The sequence below is a fragment of the Pseudomonas sp. SJZ074 genome (assembly GCF_007828215.1).
Lineage (GTDB): Bacteria > Pseudomonadota > Gammaproteobacteria > Pseudomonadales > Pseudomonadaceae > Aquipseudomonas.
Genome location: NZ_VIUE01000004.1, coordinates 1 through 23,039 on the forward strand (window position 1 = coordinate 1; position 23,039 = coordinate 23,039).

Annotated in this window: 10 protein-coding genes and 1 pseudogene; 6 read left to right on the forward strand and 5 right to left on the reverse strand. The window is 58.9% G+C overall.

The window, feature by feature from the left end:
• Positions 1-156: 156 nt before the first annotated feature.
• Positions 157-365 (forward strand): annotated as a pseudogene (locus FBX99_RS06505) (transposase); the annotation flags it as partial.
• Here FBX99_RS06505 and FBX99_RS06510 read toward each other — a convergent pair.
• A complete protein-coding gene (locus FBX99_RS06510) occupies positions 362-622 on the reverse strand; it encodes a hypothetical protein (RefSeq protein ID WP_145130985.1) in 261 nt (86 codons plus the stop codon). The pseudogene FBX99_RS06505 and the gene FBX99_RS06510 sit on opposite strands and share 4 nt — an antisense overlap.
• Positions 616-11,859, reverse strand: a complete 11,244-nt coding sequence (locus FBX99_RS06515) for a LysM peptidoglycan-binding domain-containing protein (protein WP_145130987.1) — start codon at positions 11,857-11,859, stop codon at positions 616-618. Before FBX99_RS06515 ends, FBX99_RS06510 begins: the two co-directional genes overlap by 7 nt.
• 249 nt (positions 11,860-12,108) lie before the next feature.
• Here FBX99_RS06515 and FBX99_RS06520 point away from each other — a divergent pair, with 249 nt between their 5' ends.
• The 3 genes from FBX99_RS06520 to FBX99_RS06530 are packed head-to-tail and all read left to right on the forward strand — an operon-like array spanning position 12,109 to position 14,232.
• Positions 12,109-13,293 carry a lipopolysaccharide assembly protein LapB gene (locus FBX99_RS06520; protein ID WP_145130989.1) on the forward strand — a complete coding sequence of 395 codons (1,185 nt, stop codon included), beginning with the start codon at positions 12,109-12,111 and terminating at the stop codon, positions 13,291-13,293.
• A 25-nt stretch (positions 13,294-13,318) separates the two neighbouring features.
• Positions 13,319-13,861 carry a tetratricopeptide repeat protein gene (locus FBX99_RS06525; protein ID WP_145130991.1) on the forward strand — a complete coding sequence of 181 codons (543 nt, stop codon included), beginning with the start codon at positions 13,319-13,321 and terminating at the stop codon, positions 13,859-13,861.
• The gene (locus FBX99_RS06530; protein WP_145130993.1) at positions 13,861-14,232 is read left to right on the forward strand and encodes a hypothetical protein; all 372 of its coding nucleotides are present in this window, start codon (positions 13,861-13,863) and stop codon (positions 14,230-14,232) included. The genes FBX99_RS06525 and FBX99_RS06530 overlap by 1 nt, the downstream gene beginning before the upstream one ends.
• 83 nt (positions 14,233-14,315) lie before the next feature.
• Here FBX99_RS06530 and FBX99_RS06535 read toward each other — a convergent pair whose 3' ends face one another.
• From FBX99_RS06535 to FBX99_RS06545, 3 genes are all read right to left on the reverse strand, one after another.
• A complete protein-coding gene (locus FBX99_RS06535; RefSeq protein WP_145130995.1) occupies positions 14,316-14,684 on the reverse strand; it encodes a fe2+ zn2+ uptake regulation protein in 369 nt (122 codons plus the stop codon).
• Positions 14,685-14,784: 100 nt separating this feature from the next.
• A complete protein-coding gene (locus tag FBX99_RS06540; protein ID WP_144931315.1) occupies positions 14,785-16,206 on the reverse strand; it encodes a diaminobutyrate--2-oxoglutarate transaminase in 1,422 nt (473 codons plus the stop codon).
• Positions 16,207-16,313: 107 nt separating this feature from the next.
• On the reverse strand, positions 16,314-18,380 hold the full coding sequence (locus tag FBX99_RS06545) for a TonB-dependent receptor (RefSeq protein ID WP_145130997.1): 2,067 nt from the start codon (positions 18,378-18,380) through the stop codon (positions 16,314-16,316).
• A 247-nt stretch (positions 18,381-18,627) separates the two neighbouring features.
• On the opposite strand from FBX99_RS06545, the gene FBX99_RS06550 reads away from it, so the two are divergent.
• On the forward strand, positions 18,628-19,605 hold the full coding sequence (locus FBX99_RS06550) for a TauD/TfdA family dioxygenase (RefSeq protein ID WP_144931320.1): 978 nt from the start codon (positions 18,628-18,630) through the stop codon (positions 19,603-19,605).
• Between the two features lie 8 nt (positions 19,606-19,613).
• Positions 19,614-23,024, forward strand: a complete 3,411-nt coding sequence (locus FBX99_RS06555) for a condensation domain-containing protein (RefSeq protein WP_145130999.1) — start codon at positions 19,614-19,616, stop codon at positions 23,022-23,024.
• The last annotated feature ends 15 nt before the right edge of the window (positions 23,025-23,039 follow it).

Genomic DNA, 23,039 nt, shown 5'->3' on the forward strand with positions numbered 1-23,039 from the left:
TTTTGTGTGGTGCAACACAAGCTGCCGACTCATGCAGGTCTCTTCAATATTCCAACTTCTTGATTTTTCGTAAGAAAATTCGGGGATTCCTCAGGGTCTGTCCCCGTTTATCTTCACTCAGGAGGGATCTCTCAGGGTCTGTCCCTGAGGGATCTGCGCAAACCCAAGCCCGGCTTGCCTCGCTTGTTTGATCGGCCAAAACAAAATAGCGGCTGCGAAACATCATCGAACGCATGTTCGGCTGGCTGAAGGAAAGCCGCCGCATCGACACACGCGTCGATAAGCTCGCGAAAAGTTATGCAGCGATGGTCTCGTTAGCTTGTGCTATGCGCTGTTTACGACATTCCTTTTCGTACAGTGCCTAACTCTTCAGGAAGACCTCGACGTTTACCGCCCCAGTCTTGCGATCAACTCGGGCTCGACTAATCACCTTTGCGTTCAACGGCTGCTCGGAAGGTATGTATATTTCAAACACGCCCTCGCCCTCGGTTTCGAATTTCCCCAGCGTCCAATTGGACTGATCCTCTTTTGACGGTTCCGGATACTCACTTAACGCCAGACGCGTAGCCTCCTTAGCGATTGGCTCCATTTCATCCAAGCTCATCAACTTCTTCGTCACCATGGCTTCCACCCATTCAAGCTATCACCGTTCGGCGTAAATATGCCTCGTTGCCCCATCGAATTGAAGATGGCACTCTGATTGCGACCCGTCGCACGAAGAACTGCTTGGTCACCAGGTGACGAGCGCAGCACGCCAGCTTCAAATCCCGGATGCGTATGTGAAGACCAGCGCCAGCCTCGATCAGATAGTTGGGACGCCATTTCTGGACTAATCGGCACTGAGCCGACATCGCCTCGGAAAATTAAACGTCGTCCACCAGTCGAGAACATGGCAAACTCATCACCGGTTGCCGCAGTCAACGCAGCCAAGTCCCTCTGCCCAAATGCCTTATGAGCAATTGTGCTGGAGCCGAATTCTGGCAACTCCTCAAGTATTGACGCTTGACGCGAATTGAGCATGCCAAATCCTCGGGAAATAGCAGCAGGCTGGCCGCTAGCTGGATTTGCGGCTATTGTCAACTCACTGTTTGCAACACCCTTACCACTCATCTGCACTACATACTGCCTGGCTCCATCTACAGCAGAGGTAACGCGCTCAGCAATCATCTTGGCACCTAGTCCAAAAACTTCAACTGCTCCCTCCCTAAAAAGCTGCGAAACAGCAGACGCCCCTCCCCCTATACCGTGCCCAACCGCATTATTTAAAGTGACGTCATAAAGAACCCTGCCGACCGTGGAGTCAGCGGCATCTGCCAATAACGCGGGAGCGACCCCAAAAGTAAAATTCAGCGGAGCATTGAACACATTACTGACAGTTGCCAAGTTATCATGTACAAAATCACCATTCATCGGCTCACGAGGAATCACAGAATTACTATTCAAATAATCCAAAACACTTTCGGACAGCGACACTTCAGGAGCATACGGTTTAACAGCACTCACATTTTCTAGGGGAACGTCCGAATCTCGAATCGAAATCTGATAATCATAGACTGACGGACGGACCGTTTCACGCTCTAAATATGTTGTCCTCCCCCCAAAAACCCTTTCGTACAAATCGGTAGGAAGGATATTGCCATTATTCAGTGACTCCCTTGCCAATCTAGCAAGATCGGACCGGGTCATCGTGTCCGGCTGCTCTCCATTTTGAAGCATTTGGTCAAATAAATTGCTCCCTACGGATGCATATAATGGAGATTCATTTTTCTGAGCAGCAGCTAATCTATCGATCATGTCGTTGGCTAGGGTATTCCCAAAAGCATCTGCCGCAACCTGACCGTAATCAGGCCGTCCACCGCCAAACCATTTGTCTTTGATGGCCGCCGAAGCGTAGGCACTCACCTGCCCACGCACGGTTGAATTCAACAAGCCTCGATCGCCGCCCCCTACATACCCTGCGACAGTTGCCCCCGCAGCCGACGCGGCGACGCTTCGCCAACTGAATGAGGTATCAAGACCAGCGATGCGATTGGCGACTTGGCTGGTGGCGTAGTTAAAGACGCCTTGAGCTGGATAGGTTCTGGCGGCCGCGGTTAGGGCCCCGGAACCTGGCTGAGCGCCTTGTGCCAATGTATTGATGCCAGATGTGATTCCGTAAGTGAGGCCCCCGGTAATCCCGCTGACGGCTACCTGCCCCCAGGAGAATTTATCCACCGCGCCCATGCCCATGCCAACCGCCTGGGAAACCGCGCTACCCACGGCAGCCCCGATGATTGCACCGCCAAGACTAATAGTGGCAGCCGTTCCTGCCGCGGCGGCAGACAGTGCAGCAGTACCTGCGGCGGCCGCGCCGCCAAGGGTTGTGGCTGCTCCGCTGAGCACCGCGGTGGCAGCCCCCGCCGTAAACACCGTTGCAACCACGGCCACCACCACCATCACAATAGTTGCCAGCCCTCCGCTTTTCTTTTTCTTGGGCTTGGGCGGTGGTGGTGCTTTCGGGCTGGGGTTGATGTTGCCGATGACATCATCGGGGTCGTATGGCTTGAACGTGGTCGCGTCGTTGTGCGTACTGCTGACTACGTTAGGGATTTTCAGATTGTCGCCGGGCGTAAGTGCCTTGCTCACGTCCAGGCCGTTGGCGTCGGCGATCAGGTACCACATACCGGAATCACCCCAGACGCTCTGGGCAATGCTTTCCAGCGTGTCGCCCTGATTGACGACGTAATTGCTGGGGGTGCGCCCTGGGTAGTCAGGAGAGATTGGGGTGAAGGTATCGCTGACTTCCGGGGCGGAGGCATTGCCGATGTTCGCCAGAGCGGCGCCTTGATAGTACAGGTAGCTCTGGGCCACCCCGGAAGATTCCCGGCGCACAATCAGCCGACCTTCGGCGTTGGTTGCTAGTCCGCGGGTAAAGACGTTACCGCCGGTGCCAACGGCCTGTAGCAGTTCGCCGCGAACGGAGTATGTGTTGGTTGTGGTGCCTGGCGAGCCACCATTGGTGCGGGTGGCCGTGGCCTGGCCTTCCTTATAGCCATCGAACAGGACCTGCGCGGCGCTGAAGTTTCCTCGGTGGTTAATGGTGCCATTGGCATTATAGGCAACGTAACGATAGGCCCGCTGATTGCCTACGGCATCCAACATACCAAGCTCATTGAAATAATTTGCCTGAGTTAATACGCCACCACTATATTTCAATTCGCTAAGCGCCTGAGCGTCGCCGCGATAGTTATAGACATTACTGGTACTACTCGCAAGTGAGGTGTTGCTTCCTTTCCAGCTATAGGAGTAATCAGCTTGTCGGGCACGATTGCCGCGCTCATCATAAGATGCTGAAAAAAGAGTATACGCCCTGCCGAGAGGAGCGTAGGTGGCTTTTTTATTGAATGGGCCTCCGACTATACTTTTAGTAGCCATGGTAGTATCGGACAGACCTGCGCGGGCCACTTGCGCACCGGCGATAGTTGAAACCTGACCCAGATCGTTATAGATATAGGTCGAACGCAAATAGGCATCGCCGCTATATTCCTGCCAGTATGTCCATTCTCCAGGCTTAGGCCCGACTCTCTTTTCCTCATATATAGCCGCCTGCCAACGCTCGGAGCTTTGTCGTCTTCCAAGCACGTCATAACTGATGGCGTAGCCTTTTGCTGCGACACTCACAGTGAGCTCCTTTACAACAGAACTTTGACCGCGCAACGTACCGGCGACAATTTTGCCATTTTTCAGATAGCCTTCAGCAATCAACACCCGATCTTCCAGATCAAACTTGTACCAGTCATCGACAATCTTGCGAGTGCCAGACTGACTCGTCGTATCCATATATACCCGACGACGGTTACCCATTTCGTCATAGTCATACTTCAACGAATCCAGCCGCGCCGTGCTGACCAATGTGTATTGGGTACCGAGTGCCCCTACAAGTTGATTACCTACAGGCGCCTTAAGCTCCTTCAGCCGCCCCTGCTCATCAAACTTACTGCGCACCTCGTTGCTGCTTACTTGAGAAACAGCCCCGTTCAGATAACGCCCGCTGTTGACCTCCCTTATTCGATTCCCGCTCAGGTCATAGGCATAGCTCGAGGTGCGCGAATCCTCTCCAATCACTGTCCCCGCAGCATTCCTGGTGACCGAGCCCTCGACGATGCTGTTGGCCAACCCATTGCCGTAGTAGCTGTAAACCTTGTCCGGCCCTGCCCCGTTGGCAGTGATGAGGCTTTCTCTGATGAGTTGTCCGAAGCCGTTATAAGTAAAGCTGTACACCCGCCCGCCCAAGTCCTTACGACTGCTGAGGCGACCAAAATTCTCAGTGTCGTAGGCCCAGGTCAAGACTCCACCTAGTCCATCGATCTCTTTGACCTTACGGTTATCGACGTCGTACTCGATGGTTTTCTCAATTTTCGACTCGTTGCGCGTTTTAACGATATTGCCGCGCTCGTCGTACAAGGTGTACCTGGTGTTGCCCGCAACACCGGTGGTGGTACTGGACCAGTTGGCGTTTGCGACGCTGTTGAGGGTTTCCTCGACGGCACTGGCCCCGCTGATTTCGCCATACAAGCGCCCGGCCTGATCGTACTGGTTGGTCAACAACGTCACCGCCGCACCACTGCGGATGATGCCGTGGCTCAACTGACGATCCATGGCGTCATAAGCATCCACCAGCACCGTACCCAACGCATCCTGGGTCGCCACCCGATTACCGTTGCTGTCGACCCGATAATTGCGCGAATAACCCAAAGCATCGACATCTTGGATCAGCTCTCCAGCCTGGTTGTATACGTGCTGGCGAGTACGCAGTTCAGTGCTGGTAGCAACACCCGCGTAAGGCCCCATCAAATCGGTTTCCTGAATCAACTGACCCAAACCGTCGTAGCGTTTTTCATGGATCAGACTGGCGCGGTAGCTGGTGCCGTTTTCACGCAGAATGTCGGTAACCGGCAACGTTTCGGACAGTTGTTTATTGTTGTGATCGTAGGTGTAGGTGGTGAGGTAACCCCGCGCATCCGTGCGGCTGAGCAAGTTGCCCCAACGGTCGTATGCCTGCCGGATGATAGGGGTGGTCAAGGTCAACGTGACGTTGTTCAGTGTGTCGGCATTGAGGTTCGCCTCAAAGGCCGGCAGGTGCAGTTCGAGCGCGCGGCCGAGCACATCGTTGCGCACGTAGCTAATACGGTGATCGGCCGCGGTTGCGGCATCGCCGAGCTGGATGCTGCGACTGGCCTTGCCGGACAGGTCGTAGGCCAACTGGCTGATGCCTTGGGCATCTTGTTGCTGGATGACACGCCCGGCCTGATCGTAGTCATAGCGGGTGAGCAGGCTGCCGTTGAGCAGTTTCTGTGTGACTTCGCCGAAGCGATTATAGAGCACACTGTTACGGGTACCCTGCGCCGCACCATCGGCAGCGGTATACCAGTCGACAGTGGCAGTCTGCTGCCCGAGGGCGTCGTACTCGAAAGTACGCTTCAAGGTCTGGTTATAGCTGACGGCCGTCCCACCAGAGGTCCAGGCATTCAAGGTGGCGCTAACCTGACGGCTTTCTTCCAAACGACGACCAGCAACATCGACCTTATAGTTCTGCGCGGAGCCGGCAGCGTCAATTTCCTGAACCTCATAACCGGCGGCGTCATAGCGAGTGCGGGTAATCTGTGTCAGCCCAGCCTGGACGGCATCGCCTGTACTCCCTGCAGTACGCGTCTCACTCAGCACCTGACCAAAGGCATTGACCGCATAGGTCGTCACCGGCGAAGCCAGCACCACGGCCGAAGCGAATGGATCGACCGCACCACTTTTTGCAGTTACCCGCGCCGGCTCGGTGACCTTGCTGACCTGCCCCAGCGCATTGTAATCGGTGGTGGTCACGTTGCCGGCAGCGTCGGTGACCGTGCGGGTGTTGCCCACACCGTCGTAGGTCAAGCGACTGACCACCAGGTTGCCAACCACCGCAGTCGCCGAGACGACGCCGTTCGTGGCGTTGATGGACTGCTGCCAATAACGCACACCCTCCTGGGTGACCTGACTCAGGCGGCCCATCGCATCGTAGTCGTAGCGAGTACTACGATCATTGGCACTGGCGACCGGCGCGCTTGGGACGCTATTTTCATTCCAGGCGGTCAGCGCATTGGCGTACTCCACCTGACGGCTGAGCTTGCCCTGGGCGTCGTATTCCATGCGAGTGTAATTGCCCAGCGCATCCACGCTGCCGATGCGGTTGCCGACCTGATCGTAATAATGGACGCTGCTGGCACCGGTCATCACGATCGCACCGCTGGCGTTGCGTGCAATTTGTGTTTCCCGGATCAGCTGGCCGAACGCATCGTAGGTATAGACAGTGGTCGGGGCTGCGGTTATCAGGGTTGAAGTGCTCACCACCCCCGTGAAGCTGTAAAGGCTGACCTGATCCTGCTGCACCGAGATTTTGCGACCCAACGCGTCATAGCGGGTGATCAGCGTCCGGTCCTGGGTTGCGTTAGGCACCAAGGTCGTCGCCGTCAGATTCGTACCGGTGTAATAACCGGTCGTAGGGACGGCCAGGTTCAACGCATTGACGTAGCGCCTGGTGGTCAGACGATTACCCTGGGCATCGTAGGTATACGCCGTAACACCCTTGAGGGCATCGATGTCGTGAGTCAATCGGCCAAGGCTGTCGTAGACCTTGTAGCTGTCGACAAAATCAGTGGCGGCCACGCCGGTATTGTTGACGCGCACTCGATTGCGCACGGCGTTGCCGAGGGCATCGTAGGTGACTTCCGTAGTGATCTGGAAGGTGTTGGCGCTACCGTCGGCGGCCTGTTGGAAGGCGCCGGTGGTTTTGTTGTACCAGCCGGGCGATGTGATCAGCACCTGATGCCCCACCGCATCGTAGGCGTAGCGGGTCGTGCGCGCCTGACTCAGGTCATCCGTTGATGCAGCGGCATCCAGGCTGCTGCGCAAGCGTCCCACGGTACGCGTGCTGATATTGCCCAAGGCGTCGTAGGTGATGACGGTGATGGGCAGCGCCGTCTTGGTGGTCACCGCACCGTTGGCATCCATGCTGGCGACACTGATCGCCGGTGCAATCTCCAGCACCAGGCGATTGAGGCTGTCGTAGCGGTAGTTCCAGACCGAGCCGTTCTTGTTGGTCAGGGTCAGGCGGTTGCCTACGGCATCGTAGGTGTAGGACTCAACCTTTCCAGCCGCGTCGGTGATGCTCAGGAGCTGGCCGGCTGCATCGTAAACCGAGCGCGTACTGCGCGCTTGCGCGCCGGAGGCGGCTAAGGCAGTAGCGGTACCAACCAAGGTTCTAGGGGCATTGGCGGCGATGGCCTTGTCGTACTGGCGGGTTTCGCTGACACGGCCATTGGCGTCGTAGATCGTTTCGCTGATCTGGTTCAACGCGTTGATGCTATAGCGCACTCGGCCAACGTCGTCGTAGACGTAGGTCGTTGTCTGGTCGCGCGCGGCATCGAGTGTCACGACGACGCTGAGTACCGCATCACCAAAACTGGCCAGCGCATTCAAATCCAGTGCGGTGGCATAACGCGTGGTACTGAGCAGATTACCGGCCGCGTCGTAGCGATTACGGGTCACGCCCCCCAACGCATTGACCGTCTCGCTCAAGCGCCCTGCGTTGTCGTAAACGTACCAGGTGCTGTTGCCCCCGGCATCGATCTTGCGCGTAACCTGGTCATTGCCGTTGTAGCGATATTGGGTGGTCAGGTTCAGTCCGCTCGGATCCTGGCGCTCACTGATGCGGCGGCCCAGCTTGTCGAACTCGTACAGGGTATTTTGCTGGTTTGGGTTGGCTACGGTGCCTCGGGCCACCTGGACCTGGTTACCAAGACCGTCATAGCTGTAGGTCGTGGTGAGCTGGAGGCCCGCCGGGTCCTGGGTAACGACCAGTGTTTGACCGTTACGGTCGTAGGCATAGGCAGTGACTTTTGGCGTCGCACTCCCTTCGGCCTCAACCACTTGAATGCGTCGCCCCTGACCGTCGAAGGTGTAGCGGGTGATGGTGCCGGCGGCATCGGTGCGGGTCACCATGCGGTTGGCGGCGTCATAGCCGTACCGGGTCGTGTGCCCCAAGGCATCGGTCACACTCAGCAGGTTGCCCGCTTCGTCGTAGGCATTGCTTGTTTCACGGCCCAAGCCATCCAGAACGCTGATGACCTGACCATTCTTGTCGTATGCATAACGGGTGGTGTTGCCGCTGCCATCGGTGAAGGTCAACGTCTGACCATGGCGGGTATTGACGGTGATCACACTGACGCCATCCGGCGTAGTCACGGTCAGGCTGCGGTCACTGTCGTTGTAGCTGTAGGTGGTGATGTTTCCCAAGGCATCGGTTTGCTTGAACACCCGGCCGAAGGCGTCATATTCACTGCTGCGACGTTGCCCCAGTGCGTTGGTGGTCGTGATGATCCGCCCACTCTGGTCATAGCTCGTGGCGCTGACCAATCCGCGGCCGTCGGTAGTGGTCAGTACTCTTCCAAAGGCGTCGTAGCTGATCGCAGTGCTGCGGGCGAGCCCGCCTACATCGTCAACACGGCCGATCTGCTCTCCCCGGTTGTTATAGGTTGTGCTGCTGGTGACCGTGTTGCCCGCCGAGACGGTTCGAGTGACGGAGGTCTGATTGCCGAAGGCGTTGTATCCATAACGGGTCACGTACCCGAGTGCGTCAGTCGTGGAGGTCAGCAGGCCGCGGGTGTCATAGTCGTAGGTGCGTCGGTTATCGCTGTTCGCGTTGCGGATCGCTTGCACCAGGGTTTTCAGTTGGGCATTCAGCACCCCGCCCGAGAGCGCGGCCGTGTCCGTGTCGGCCAATCGACCAGTGAACGCCGTGCGCTCGCGAACCTCGCCGAAGGCGCTGTAGACCGTCTCGCTGACTTCGCCCAGTGCGTTGACCACGTGGGTCAGCCGACCTGCCGCGTCATAGTAGGACAGGGTTCGATTGCCCAGCGCGTCGCTGGCGCTGGCTACCCTGCCCATCTCGTCATATTGGTAAGTCAGGCCGTACTGCGCATAAATCGCGGCGACTTCGGTGTCGCTCATGCCCGCCGTTATGCGCGCCGACGCTTCTCCCAGCAGCTTGCCGATGGTTTGTCCGAAGGCGTCATAGCGGGTGCGGACGCTACGCTCCTCGGTCGTTCCCTGGGCCTGGGTTTCGCGCACCAGCCGACCGGCTGAGTCGTATTCATAGGCGGTGATCGTGCCATCGGTGGCGACACGTTGGGCTATCCGTCCCTGTTCGTCAAAAGCCGTGGTCGTGGTCTGTGCGGGGCCCACACTTGCTGCGGTTTTGATTGTGTCAAATGCCGTCGTGTCAGAAATCGTAGCCGTGTAAGCCGTGGCGTAACGAATCGTTTGCTGGGTATTGCCCGCTTCGTCGTACACCGTTTCGGTGACGAACTGTTTCTCATCGACGCTGCCAATCTGCCGACCGGCCGTGTCGTAGAAATACCAACTCGACAGGTCATTGGCCGAGGATTGGCGCAGCTGGTCGAGGGTGCCATCGGCTCGATTATCGGCCAAGGTCTGGCTGGCATAGCGAATGCTTTGGATCAAACGGCCCGTAGCGTCATAACGGTTTTCCCGCAGGTAACCTTCGGCGTCCAACTGGCCGCTCTGGTGGCCGCTGGCGTCGTAGAAGAATCGTGTCGTGCGGTCGCCGGTCTGCTGCTGGATCAGCCGTCCTTGTCCGTCGTAAGTGAAGGTGGTCAGTGTACCGATGGCATCCGTGCGGGTGCTCAACCGGCCCGCATCGTCATAAGACAGGGTCGTCAGGCGGTCTGCGGAATGAGTGACCGGGTTCAAGTCACCGACGACGGCGGTTCCGTTGTACCAGGTCGATGTATCGACCAGCGTGGCGTAGCGTTTTTCCTGAACTCGCTGTCCAGCCGCGTTGTAGCTGTACTCGGTCACCGCACCAACGCCATCAACCTGGGCACTGACTCGCCCGGCCTCGTCGTAGAAGGTATAGCTGCGCGCGCCCGTGGCATCCTGGACCATGACCTGCCGACCGGCGGCGTCATAGACATAGGAAGTGGAACGCGGTGTTTGGCCTGCGGCTGTTTGCGTCAGGCCGATCAACTGCCCCTGGCCGTTGTAGGTCTGCGTAACGGTCATTCCCGCACTGTTGGTAACCGCCACCGTACGGTTGGTCCCGTTATAGGCGGTCGTGCGTGTACCGGCCGAATCGGTCTGGCTGATCACACGGCCCAGGCCGTCGTAAACGACCGAACTCAGGGTGGTTTTCTGGCTACGGTCCGCTCCTCGTGCCACGAGCGTCTGCAAGAGTTGGCCGTACTGGCTGTAGATGTACTCGGTGACGCTGGCGCTGCTGTCCTGGGTTCCGACACCGCTGGCGTTGACCACACCGTAAGTGGTTCGGCGACTCAGGTTGCCGCGATAGTCGTAGCTCAGTTCGGTCAGGGTTGAACGGGTTTTGTCTCGTGCATCTGCCCATGTTGCCAACTGCGCTTCTGTCAATACGGACTCGGGGGCCAGCCCGTTCACCGCGAACAGCGCATCCCCGTAGCTGATTTCCTGGGTCTTCAGTCCCTGGGCGTTATAGCGGTATTCCGTGACCTGCCCACGGCCGTCGACCATGAAGCGCACTCGGTTATCACTGTCGTAGGCTAGCCGAGTGACCTGGGCAGTACCGGTGGATGGTTCAGTCGAGCTGTAACGAATTTCATTGAGCAATTGGTTAGCGGCGCTGTAGGTACGCGCAACGGTGGTACCCGTCGCATCCCGCTCCAGCAGCGCATTGCCGTTCGCATCGTACTGATAGGTGATGGCGTTGCCGCGACCATCCGTGATGCGGATGACGTTGCCGTCCAGATCATAGGCATAGCGCGTGGACTGGCGCTGGCCGTTGACTGCTGGAGTCTGAACTTCAATCAGACGGTCATCGGCATCGTAGAAATAGCTCCACTGCTGGCCCAGGCCATTGAGCACATCGGTACGGTTGTTGGTCAGGTCGTAGTTGAAGGTCGTGGTGCCCGCACCATCGGTCACCGTCTTGACCCGGTACTCACCGTCCAGCAACTGATACGTGAAGCTGGCCGCGGTGCCGTCACTCTGCTTGACACTGGCGATGCGGAAACTGTCCGCGTCATAGCTGTAGTCGGTGCGATAGACATTGCCGTCGGCAATGCTGTTGTCTTCCGGGCTCAGGTCCGTACTGACATTGATCAGCCGCCCCTGAGCGTCATAGCCGTAATAGACCTGCTGGGTCAGCGCGCCACCCGCGATGCTGCGGGTATCGACGCGCTCCAGCTTGCCCGCCGCATTGTAATTCAGCACCAAGGCCTGACCGGAGCTGTCCTCGACGCTACTCAAACGCCCATTGGCATCATAGCCGTAGCTGATCTGGGTGCCGTGGGCATCGGTGGTGGACAGCAGCCGGCCATTGCCGTCGTAGCGCTCGACGACACGACGCGAGCCGTCGGTCCAGACCATTTGCGCGGTGTCGGCATCCCAAACCACCGTGTCATGAGCGCCATCACCTTCGGTCGATTGATATTGGCTGCCGTTCCACTGGTAAACCGTCTGGTGACCATCCCCCGTCGTCCGCGTCACCTGGCTACCGACCGTGTTCACGGTGCCAGTCAGGACCAGGCTGCGCTCGCCATCCCAGCGCCAGCCGTCGGCATCGCCGTCGCTCAAGCCGCCTTGGGTGTTGTAGGTGCGGGTGTGCAGCAGATCCTGGCCCAGGCCGGACAACTGCTCGTCGGTGAAGCGCAGCACGAGGTTGCCATTGCTGACATTGACCAGCGCCTGGCCACCGGCCTGCCCCAGGTTAGCCTGACCGCCTACACCCCCCAGCGAATTCAGCGATGTGTTGAACAGCCCTAGTCCATTACCGGCAACGATGGCGACCATATCCCTTAACTCCCCCGACGAAGCCGAGCCGACCGAACGGCTCAAAAAACTACCACTGACCGAACGGCCAAGCGGCGCTACTGACAGTGCTTATGCCGGGATTTCAGAAAAAGTTTAGGGGGTATGGAAAATATTTTATGAAGCGTCGAAATCCGTCTCTAACGCATGACAGCCGGCTGTCATCGAGGCAATAATCGACCGATAGAAGACGCTCTTTCCCTTACGACCGCTCATAAAGAACCCATTCCAATGGCCATCGACGACACGTCCGCTGAACACAATCGCCTGGGGCGCTTGCTGACCTTTCTGGAGCATGATCCCACCAACTTGGCGCTTTTGGTTGATGCCCTGTCATTGGCCATCGATCTGGGTGACATCATTCACGGGCAACAGTTGGTCGACCATATAAAAGCCCAAGGGATCGAAGCACCCAACGTTTGTGCACTGGCGGCTCATGCATCACTACAAGCTGGGCAATATGCGGCGGCGGGAGCCTTTGGTGACAAGGCAATCGAAGGCGGAATCGAGCACCCGGCTGTTCTTTTCAATACTGCTTTCGGTCATTTTCACAGTGGCGACTATGCCTCTACTCATGCATTGCTTTCACGCCTGAGCAACGATCCGCAGGCCCCCGCTCATCTTCTGATGATGCATGCCCGAGCATTGCATCAACTGGAAGAAACCGAGGAAGCCGAGGTGCTGGTTACCAGGGCTCGACTGCAAGAGCCGGAAAACAACGACATACGTGGTTTACTCGCACTGCTGCAATACGAGAACGACAACTACTCCCCAGCATTGATCACTGCCCACGAGACACTGGCGGAAGATCCTGACCAGCTCGATGCACTCATCGCCTGTGCCTCGGTCCACTTCGAACAAAACAACATCATCGCATCCCGCAACGCCTGGCTTCACACTGTCAACGTGCATCCGGAATGCGGCCGAGCATGGTCCGGGCTGGCACGACTGGAATTCAACGAGCTGGAATTCGACGAAGCTGAAGAGCACCTGAAAACAGCCGTCCAGTTCATGCCGGACCATATTGGTACCTGGCATCTTCTGGCCTGGATCTACATTCTGCGCAAGGACAGCACTCAAGCTCGCCAGGCGCTCGAGCGTTCTTATGCGCTGGACCGTACCTTTGGCGAAACCCACGGAGGATTGGCAATCGTCGACATCATGGAGGGGCAGAAAGAGCGCGCCCAAAAAGGCATACGCCGCGCCCTCAAGCTGAAGTCCGACGGTTTGTCTGCACGGTATGCTGAAGCACTTCTACTTCAAGAAGCCGGTCAACCAGAAAAAGCCGCTCAGTTGATCGATCAAGTACTTGATCGAACCCGGCCTGATAGCAGCGACACTGGCCGAATGCTGATGGAAAACTGGCTGAAAACCCATCAGAACAAAATTCCAGATCGTCATCCGGATCAACACTAAGTCATCGCACACGGGGAAGCTCAACATGCTGGACGCATCGGAATATCTACATCTGGCCATCAATGCCAGTCAGAACGGTGACCATCACGCGGCACTGAACTATCTAAATACGGCGCTCGAGCTGGAACCGAAAAATGCTGCCGTGCATTATTTTCGTGCCGCCGAACACGCGGAACTTGGTCTGTTGGAACGGGCGCACTCGGAAATGATCGAGGCGCTGGAGCTCGCCCCCGGGATGGACATCGCACGATTCCAATTTGGCTTGCTGAGTCTTCAGCTATCCAAAACGGATGAAGCTCGAAAGGCCTTTAACTTGCTTCAAGCGACCTCGAAAGACTCAAGTTTGCGGGAGTTTTCCGGGGCGTATCTGGAGTTGCTCAACGAAAACACCCAGGGCGCAGTTACCCGGTTGACCCAAGGCCTGCCAGATTGCTCCAACCCGGCATTGAAGGCCGATATGCAGCGGGTATTGGCAAGCCTCTCAGACGTTCCATCCGCTCCCAGCGCCAATATAGCCGAGCCCGCCGTTTTCCTTGGCGCTTATCGCGACACCCTCGAGACTTCCTGATGAGTAGAATCGATCAGACTCGCTTATCCCTGGTCCTCGCTGCGCTAGCCAAACCTAAAGACCGGGTTACATCGAGCACCGCAAACAGTGCAAGCGCAGTGAAGAACGGAAAGGGCTCAAAAGACCTTGAAGCACTGCGCATACGACTGCAAAACCGTCTTCAGGACCTCAAAAGAAACACCACAGATTTTCATGAAGCGGCAACAGTGATAACAGTTCAAGAGATATTGCGTTGGGAGTTTGGTGAAAACATTCTGGAGCATCCTGAATTCGGCAACATATCGAAAAAAGTTGCGGAGACAATGCTGGAGAATCAGGAGCTGGAAAGGACCCTGCACGCAATTGTCGATCGAATGGTGTCGCCTGACTGATTCGATGCTTCATCTGTGCAACGACAGACCATACCCTCTGGCTAACTTCACCAAAGAAGAGCGATAACAGAACGCCGCCAGCCTCAGCCCCCCGCGTACTGTTCCAGTATTGAACGAGCCTCGCTGGTAAAGCAGTAGCTCTTGTCGACCTGAAAAAGAATGACGCCCTCCTCGCACAGGCGCCTGAGCACTTCACGCACGCTGACGACCGACAACTCGGCCGCAAACAGCTCCAGGTAGCGGTGCACCCCGCGCACGTTTATGGAACGCCCATCCCTGGCGGCAACGAGCAAGGCATCGATGACCTTGAGGCGGATCAGGCTGGTGCGCAGCCCGTAATGTCGCAGCAATTCAAGGATGCTGTGACGGTCGTCTTCGGGCGGTTGTCGAGTGGTCGCCGTCTCGCCTGGTTTTTGCGTTGCGGGAGACGCCGATGCTGAATGTCTGTACATGCGAATAGTCCTTTTCAAAATGTACGGGTATCAAAAGTCTGGTACCGCTTCCCAACCGAGGGGCTTGCCGTTCCTGTCGGCAAGCCCCTGGGGGGATTCGTTAACGAACGGGACGCTCGTTGATCGTGCTGGCCGCTTGAAACAGGATTTGCGCGACGAAATCGATTTCCTGTTCGGTGATGATCAGCGGCGGCAAGAAGCGCACGGTCGCGCCGTGGCGTCCGCCCAGCTCGACGATCAAGCCATGCTTCAGGCAGGCCTGCTGGAAGGCCTTGGCCCGGGCGGTATCCGCCGGAGGATGTCCCTGCACGTCGAGGGTGCCTTGTGGGTCGACGATTTCCATGCCCAGCATCAGGCCGCGACCGCGCACGTCACCGATCCAGGCGAATTCGCTTTGCAGCGCCTGGAGCTGTTTGCGCAGGTGAGCGCCCACGGTTTCGGCGTGCTTGACCAGGCCTTCATCGCGTATGAAGCGCAAGGTCGCGGTGCCGGCTGCCATGGCCAGTTGATTGCCGCGGAACGTGCCGGCGTGGGCCCCCGGTTGCCAGGTGTCCAGCGAATCGTTGTAGACCATCACCGCCAGCGGCAGGCCTCCGCCGATGGCCTTGGACAGGGTAATGACGTCCGGAGTGATACCCGACTGCTCGAAGCCGAACATCCGGCCACTGCGGCCGATACCGCACTGGATCTCGTCGACGATCAGCGGAATGCCATGGGCCTGGGTCAAGCGGCGCAGTTCCTGGAGCCAGCGGTCCGGCGCGGCGATCACCCCGCCCTCGCCCTGGATCGGCTCCAGGATCATCGCCGCCGGGGCGGTCACGCCGCTTTCCGGGTCATTGAGCAGATGCTCGAGATAACGCACGTTCAACGTCACGCCCTGCTCCCCGGCCACCCCGAACGGGCAACGGAAATCATGGGGGTACGGCAAGCGCTGCACCCCTGGCGTCAACGCACCGAGGGCGTTTTTCGGCGACAGGTTGCCGCTGATGGCCAGCGTGCCCAGGGTCATGCCGTGATAAGCGCCTTCGAACGCCAGTACCGAGTGGCGACCGGTGGCGGTGCGGGTGAGTTTGAGCGCCGCTTCGACCGCATCGGCACCGCTCGGGCCGCAGAACTGGATGCGGGCGTTACGAGCGAACTCGCTGGGCAGGCAGGCGAAGATTTCCTGGACGAAGGCGTCCTTGACCGGGGTCATGAGGTCGAGGGTGTGCATGGGCACGCCGGCCGCCATGACCTGACTGATGGCTTCGACGATCACCGGGTGGTTGTGACCCAGGGCCAGGGTGCCGGCACCCGCCAGGCAGTCGACGAACACCTGCCCGCGACTGTCCTGCACATAAATACCGTGGGCCCGTTCGAGCACCAGGGGAATGCGCCGAGGATAGCTGCGTGCATTGGATTCCTGCTGTTGCTGACGCTCCAGCAACGGCGTCGGATCCAGGCAGTAAGGGCTCGAAAGACCGGTATGCAACAGGCGTAGCTGTGGCGCGCCACCTGTCGTGGCATTTGAAAAAGCGTTCATGATTTCCTCCATGGAGGCTGGGTTTGGAAGGGAACAACAGCCTGGAAACAAACTTCCGTGACGCTGCAAGCCGGGCGCGGGAAGATTGCCTTCCCGCGCCCCTGGGCTTACATGTCGTAGCGCAGGATCATGCCCAACGTGCGCGGTGCGCCAACGTCAATGATGTCGTCGCTGCGGTTGTTGGTGACATATTCCTTGTCGAACGCGTTCTTGACGTAGGCGGATACGGCGACGTTCTTGGTGAGTTTGTACTCGGTGTTGAAATTCACCAGCACGTAGTTGTCGCTCCTGCGCTCGCCGATGACCTTGCCGCTGGTATCGAACTGGTATTCCGAAGGTGCGGAACTCTGATAGGTAACATCCGTGCCGAACATCAGGCGGTCGTCGTAGTGATAGACACCGCCCACCGACATCTTGTACTTGGGCGAAGCGAGGAACGATTCGCCGCTCATGTCCTGCCCCCTGCCGGTGACGAAGTCTTTGTACTTGCCATCGGTGATAGAACCACCCATGTTCAGCGTCAGCTGTTCGGTGACATCTTTCTCGACGAATACCTCCAGACCTTTGATGTCACTGCGACCGGCGTTGAAGACATCAATGAACTGACTGCCGGTGCGCCGCACGCTGACCTGTTGATCCTTCCAGTCGGTGTAGTACAGATTGGCGCGGGTACGTAGCGTCTTGTCAAAGAACGAACCACGGTAAGACAGCTCATAGTTGGTGGTGTACTCCGGGTCATAGGCCTGGTGACCGCTACCGGCGCGTACGTTGACGCCTCCGCCGCGATAGCCTTTTTGAACAGTGAAACCGAGGTACTGATCCGTGGCCAGTTCGTAGTCGATACCGAGTTTAGGTAGCAAAGCGTCAAACGACTTCTTAACTTGGGCTGCGCTGGAAAAGGTATCTTCTTCGACGTCGGTATCATTCGTCTCGTGGTCGTAGCGCAGGCCGGTAATCAATGTCCAGCGCGGGGCGAACGTCCAGTTGACTTCACCGAACACCGCCTTGTTCTCGATTTTGGTCTCACCTTTGACGCTGCCATTGTCAACGGGATCAGTAGCAAGTAACCGATCGTGGAACTTGTTCGTGTTATGCCCATAGTAGGCACCAACGACACTTTTCAGTGTGTCCGAGGCGTAATTCAGACGCAGCTCCTGACTGAACAGACCACCCTCGTGCTTACGCAGAATTACGTCATTACTCAGAGCGGTCTGATCAGAGTCCAGACGGTTACTGTAGTCAGAGCTGGTATTGGCCGTTAGGCTCGTCAACGTCCAGGCATCATTCAGACGATAGTCCACCTTGGCGCTGAGGGTGTCCTGCTTGAGATTGTCGAAAGCCTCGGTGTTGGAGGAGATATCGTAATAGCTGGGTTTGCCATCAGCACCGCGCATCGTCGAGCGGTCGCCCTGGCGATGTTCGCTATGGGCGTAGGTCAGCAAAACATCCGTATCATCATTGGGCAAGATCAGCAATTTGCCACGAGTGTTGCTGGTGCGATGCGGGTTGGCGTCCTTATTGAGCGCGGTGTTGCGGATGTAGCCGTCGCCGTCGGTATAGTCCACAGCAATCCGGCCGGCGATCTTGTCATCGACGATCGCGCCACCACCTGCTACGGCCGCCCCATGCTCACCATAGTTCCCCATACTGGTTTGCGCCGAGAAGCTGGGCTGGAACGTCGGTTTCTTGGTCTCGATCACCACTGCACCAGCCAGGGAGTTACGGCCTTGGGTAGTGGATTGCGGGCCGAGGAAGACTTCGACCTGCTCGGCATCCCAGAGCGGTACCGGGCTTAAGGTTAGCGCCCGACTCGGTTGCACGGCACCGTCGACATACACCGAGATTGGTCCATTGATGGTTGCCGGCCCTTGGTCGTCAAACCCCGACACCGGCACACCACGAATCCCCCAGGTTTCATTGTCCGCCTGGCTATAGACACCCGGTGTACGAGCGAACAGGTCCACTAGGTTCTTATCGTTGTGCTCACGCAGCTTCTCTTCAGTAACCACCACCACACTCGACTGGGTCTGCTCCAGCGTACGGTTGATTTTCTCACCCGTCACAGTGATAGGAGCGATCTCCACGGCAGTGGACTCTTCCGCTGCCCATGCACAGTTGCCAAGGCCGATTGCCGACCCCACAGCCAACGCAATTGTATTCTTTTTGAAATTCAAGCCCCGCACCCCTGCGACAGATATTTTTGGTTTTTTTGAGCTGGCCGGACGCTGTTTGGCGCCAGCGGAGCGGAGTCTAATCCAAAAAAAAAATTAAATAAATAGTATTGATAATCTCTCTCATTTGTACCTAGTATGTCGTCCTGTATTAGATCCAAAACACTACAGACGAGTCCTACAGAGGCGCCTGGCGCGCCATCTTCAGGTCTTGTAACGGGTCGAAAAAGATAGAAGAGGATGTGCAAGGATGACCTCAATCGAACACCTGGACAGGCGTTCCGAGCCTTTTTCAATGACTTCCACGGACGGCGGTGAACACTCGTTGCCCGTGTGGGTGCAGGCGACGCCTGGGCAGTCGATTCACGATCTGGACGCATCGCTGCGCGACAGCCTGCCCCACGTGCTGAACACCGTGGGCGGAGTCTTGTTTCGCGGCTTCAACGTGGCGACCCCGATCGACTTCAAGCGCTTCGCCGCCAGCTTCGGTGCACCGCTGGCCAGCTATGAGTTCGGCTCCACGCCGCGCAGCAAAGTCTTCGCCGGGGTGTACAGCTCCACGGAATACCCGGCCCATCAGTTCATCCCTCTGCACAACGAGCAGGCCTATACCCGGCCCTGGCCTTCGCGCATCTGGTTCCACTGCATCAAGGCCAGTGAAACCGGCGGCGAGACGCCGATTGCCGACAGTCGCCTGATCTACCAGCGCATGCCCAGCGAGATCCGCGAGCTGTTCGCCAGCCGCGAGCTGCTTTACGTGCGCAACTACAGCGGCGCCCTGGACCTGCCCTGGCAGAAAGTCTTCAACACCGAGGACCGCGCCCAGGTCGAACGTTATTGCCGGGACAACGACATCGAGTGGGAATGGAAAGCCGACGGTGACCTGCGCACCCGCCAGCGTTGCGCGGCGGTGCAGCAGCATCCCGAGACCGGCGAATGGGTCTGGTTCAACCAGGCCCATTTGTTCCATGTATCGGCCATCGAACCGAGCGTACGCGCCAGTCTGCTGGCCGCCGTGGGAGAAGAGAACCTGCCGCGCCATGTGTATTTCGGCGACGGCTCGGCCATCCCCGACGAGATGCTCGACCGCGTGCGCGAGGTCTACCGCCAGACCGCCGTCAGCTTCCCCTGGCAACCCGGCGACGTGCTGATGCTCGACAACCGACTGGTCGCACACGGTCGCAATCCTTACACCGGTGACCGCAAGGTCATCGTGGCCATGGCGTGAATTGCAAAATGTCTTCATTCGAACAATGGATCGAAGTGCTGGAAACCAATGCCCGGCGCTTTCCAGAACGTGCCGCCCTGCACTTTTTGCCGGACGGCGTCACGATCGGCGAAACCCTGACTTTCTCTCAATTGCACGAGCAGTCCCAGTCCCTGGCGGCGGCGTTGCAATCGCGCTATGCGCCAGGCGACCGCGTGTTGCTGATGCTGCCCAGCAGCCTCGACTACGCCCGGGCTTTCTGCGCTTGCGTATATGCCGGCATGATCGCCGTGCCGTTGTTTCCGCCGCCGTCGCGCAAACCGCGGCACCTTGAACGCGTGCGCAATGTGGTGGTGGACGCCGAGCCGGCACTGATTCTTGCCCCGGCGGATCACTGCGAAGGTTTGCTGGAACTGGTGGAGGGCCGTGTCGACGTGCTCACCGTCCAGCACCTGGGCACACCACCGGCCAGCCAGTGGCAGCGTCCGGCCATTGACGGTGCGACCGTGGCCTTCCTGCAATACACCTCGGGCTCTACCGGTTCGCCCAAAGGCGTCGAGGTGCGGCAGCGCAACCTGATCGCCAACGTCGAGCTGATGCGCCAGGCCTACGGTTTCGATGAACACGGCGCCATGGTCAACTGGCTGCCGCTGTACCACGACATGGGCCTGATCGGTGGCCTGCTTGCACCGATCTACAGCGGCATGCCCTGCTACCTGATGGCTTCGCAGACCTTCGTTAACGCGCCGTCGACCTGGTTGCAGGCGTTAAGTCGCTACCGTGGCACCGTCAGTTTCGCGCCGAATTTCGCCTACGCCCTGTGCAACCGGGTGGTCAGCGACAACCTGATCGCCCAACTGGACCTGAGCGCCTGGAAACACGCGATCAACGGCGCCGAGCCGATCCATCCCGGCACCCTGCAAGCCTTCGCCCAGCGCTTCGCCGCCTGCGGCCTCAGCCCCTTGGCGATCAGCCCCGGTTACGGCCAGGCCGAGGCAACGCTGTGTGTCAGTGCCACGCCGGAAGATGCATTGCCGGTGACACTGCGCCTGGACAAAGCAGTGCTGGAAACCGGTCGCGTGGCCCTGGCGGCCGCCGATGCCGCCGCGGTCGAATTCGTTGCCTGTGGCTTCCCCCAGGCCTTGCACAGCATTGCCATCGTCGACCCGCAAACCCATGAACGCTGCGCTGCCGATCGTATCGGTGAAGTGTGGCTGAAGGGTCCGAGCAACGCCGAGTCCTATTGGAAAAACCCCGAGGCCACCCGCGAAGCCTTTGAAGCGCGCATTGTCGGCTCGACCGACCATTACCTGCGCTCCGGCGACCTGGGCTTCATGCACGAAGGCCAGGTGGTGATCTGCGGGCGGCTCAAGGACCTGCTGATTCTCAACGGGCGCAACCTGTATCCCCACGACATCGAGTTCGCCATCACCGATGCCGAACCGGGCATCCGCACCGGGCGCATCGCCGCGTTCTCGGAAATGGACCCGGCCCTGGGTCGGGAGAAGCTGGTGATCGTCGCCGAGCCGCAGCGCAAATTTGTCGACCCGGCGCGCCACCCGGCGTTGTTTGCCTCGATGCAGAACGCCGTGCGCGAAGCCGCCGACTGTGGCATCGACCAGATTGTGCTGGTGGAAGCTGGCACGATCCCGATGACTACCAGCGGCAAGATCGCCCGCCAAGGCGCGCGCAAGCAACTGGCGGCAGGGACGCTGAGCATCATCGCCCAGAGCGGCGGAGAGCTCGTCTCCAGCGGCGAAACCCTTGGCCTCGACCAACTCAAGAATCTTGTCCAGGCTTCGGCGCAAGACGCCCAGGCCGCCTGCCGGCAATGGCTCCAGCAGACCCTGCGCGAGGTGAATCCGTATCTGCTTCCAGACTTCGAACGGAGTCTGATCGGACAAGGCCTGGACTCCATCGGCGTCGCCGATTTCGCCGCTCGCCTGCACCGGGACCTGGGCTGGAGCCTTGACACCCAGCGCCTGTTCGGTGAGCAGACCCTGGGGCAATGGGCGCAAGACCTGCTGGCGTTACTCAGTGCGCCATCTACCGCGGCCAGCCCTTCGGCCGAACGTACGGACGGCAGCGAAACCCGCCAGTCCTTCGCCCAGCGCCGGCTGTGGTTCCTGCGCCAGTTGAACCCGGACGACACTCGCCACAACCTGGTGCTGCACCTGCGCCTGCAAGGTCCATTGGACGTCGAGGGGTTGGCAGAGCGCTTGAACAGCCTCGTCAACCGTCACAGCGTGCTGCGCACGGTCTATCGCGACGGTGTGGACGGCCCGCAGCAACAGGTTCTGCCCGCCACGCCGGTGCCGTTGAACTGGCACGGGCAGACCGAACAGCAAGCGCTGCACGACTGCCTGGCGAGCGAACACGCCACGCCGGTGGATCTGGTCAACGGCCCCATACTGCGGGCGCAGTTGCTGAGTCAAACGGACCAGCAACACGATCTGGTGCTGACCGTGCACCACATCGCTTTTGACGGTCGCTCGGCGCAGGTGCTGCTGGCGGAACTGGCCGGCTCGGCAAGCACTGAATGGCCGATGCAGTACCTCGACTTCGCCCAGTGGGAAGCCGCGCACTGGAGCGAACAGCGGATCGCCACCGAGCAGGGCTTCTGGCGTGAGCATCTGGCCGGCCTGCCACAGACCCTCGAATTGGGCGGCAGCGGTCAGGTCCCGGGTGAACACAGCCTGGATTTCAAGGTGCCCCAGGCCTTCTGCGAGCCACTTTCGACGCTGGCCCGCGAACGGGGCATGACCTTGTTCATGCTGTTGCTGGCCAGCTATCAGCTGGTGCTCAAGCAACTGGGCGGCCAACAACGCTTCCTGTTGGGCACTGACGTCAGCGGCCGTCCACTGGCGGAGCACAACGACGTCATCGGTTTCTTCGTCAACCAGCTGACGTTGCGCTGCGACCTGCAGGGCGAACCAACCCTGGCCGGTTTCCTGGAGCGAGTTCGCGATGAGTCGCGTCTGGCCTATGCCCACCAGGGCCTGCCTTTCGACCTGGTGGTGTCGGCCCTGGCGCCGCAGCGCCTGCCCGGTCACTCGCCGCTGTTCCAGGTGAAGCTCAACTATCAGCCGTCACGAGTCACGCCGACCACCATCGCCGGCGCGCACCTGCAGGCGCTGGAGGTGGCCCAGGCACCAGGAGACTTCCATCTGGTGCTCGATCTGGTGCACAGCACCGAGGGGCTCGCCGCGACCCTCAAGTACCGCGGCGAATACTTCGATCAGGACCGCGCCTTGCGCCTGCAACACCTGTGGATGCGCCTGCTGGAAGAAACCCGCCTCCTGCTGGACGAACCGTTGCCGGCCCTGGCCGAGCGCATCGATGCCTGGGACCAGGCTTTCCAGCGCGAGCGGCAACAGGCCCGGGCGCTGGCCGGTCGCAGCCAGATGCTGCAAGCCAAACGTCGCTCAATGTCCCTTTAACCGAGTCGGATGCCG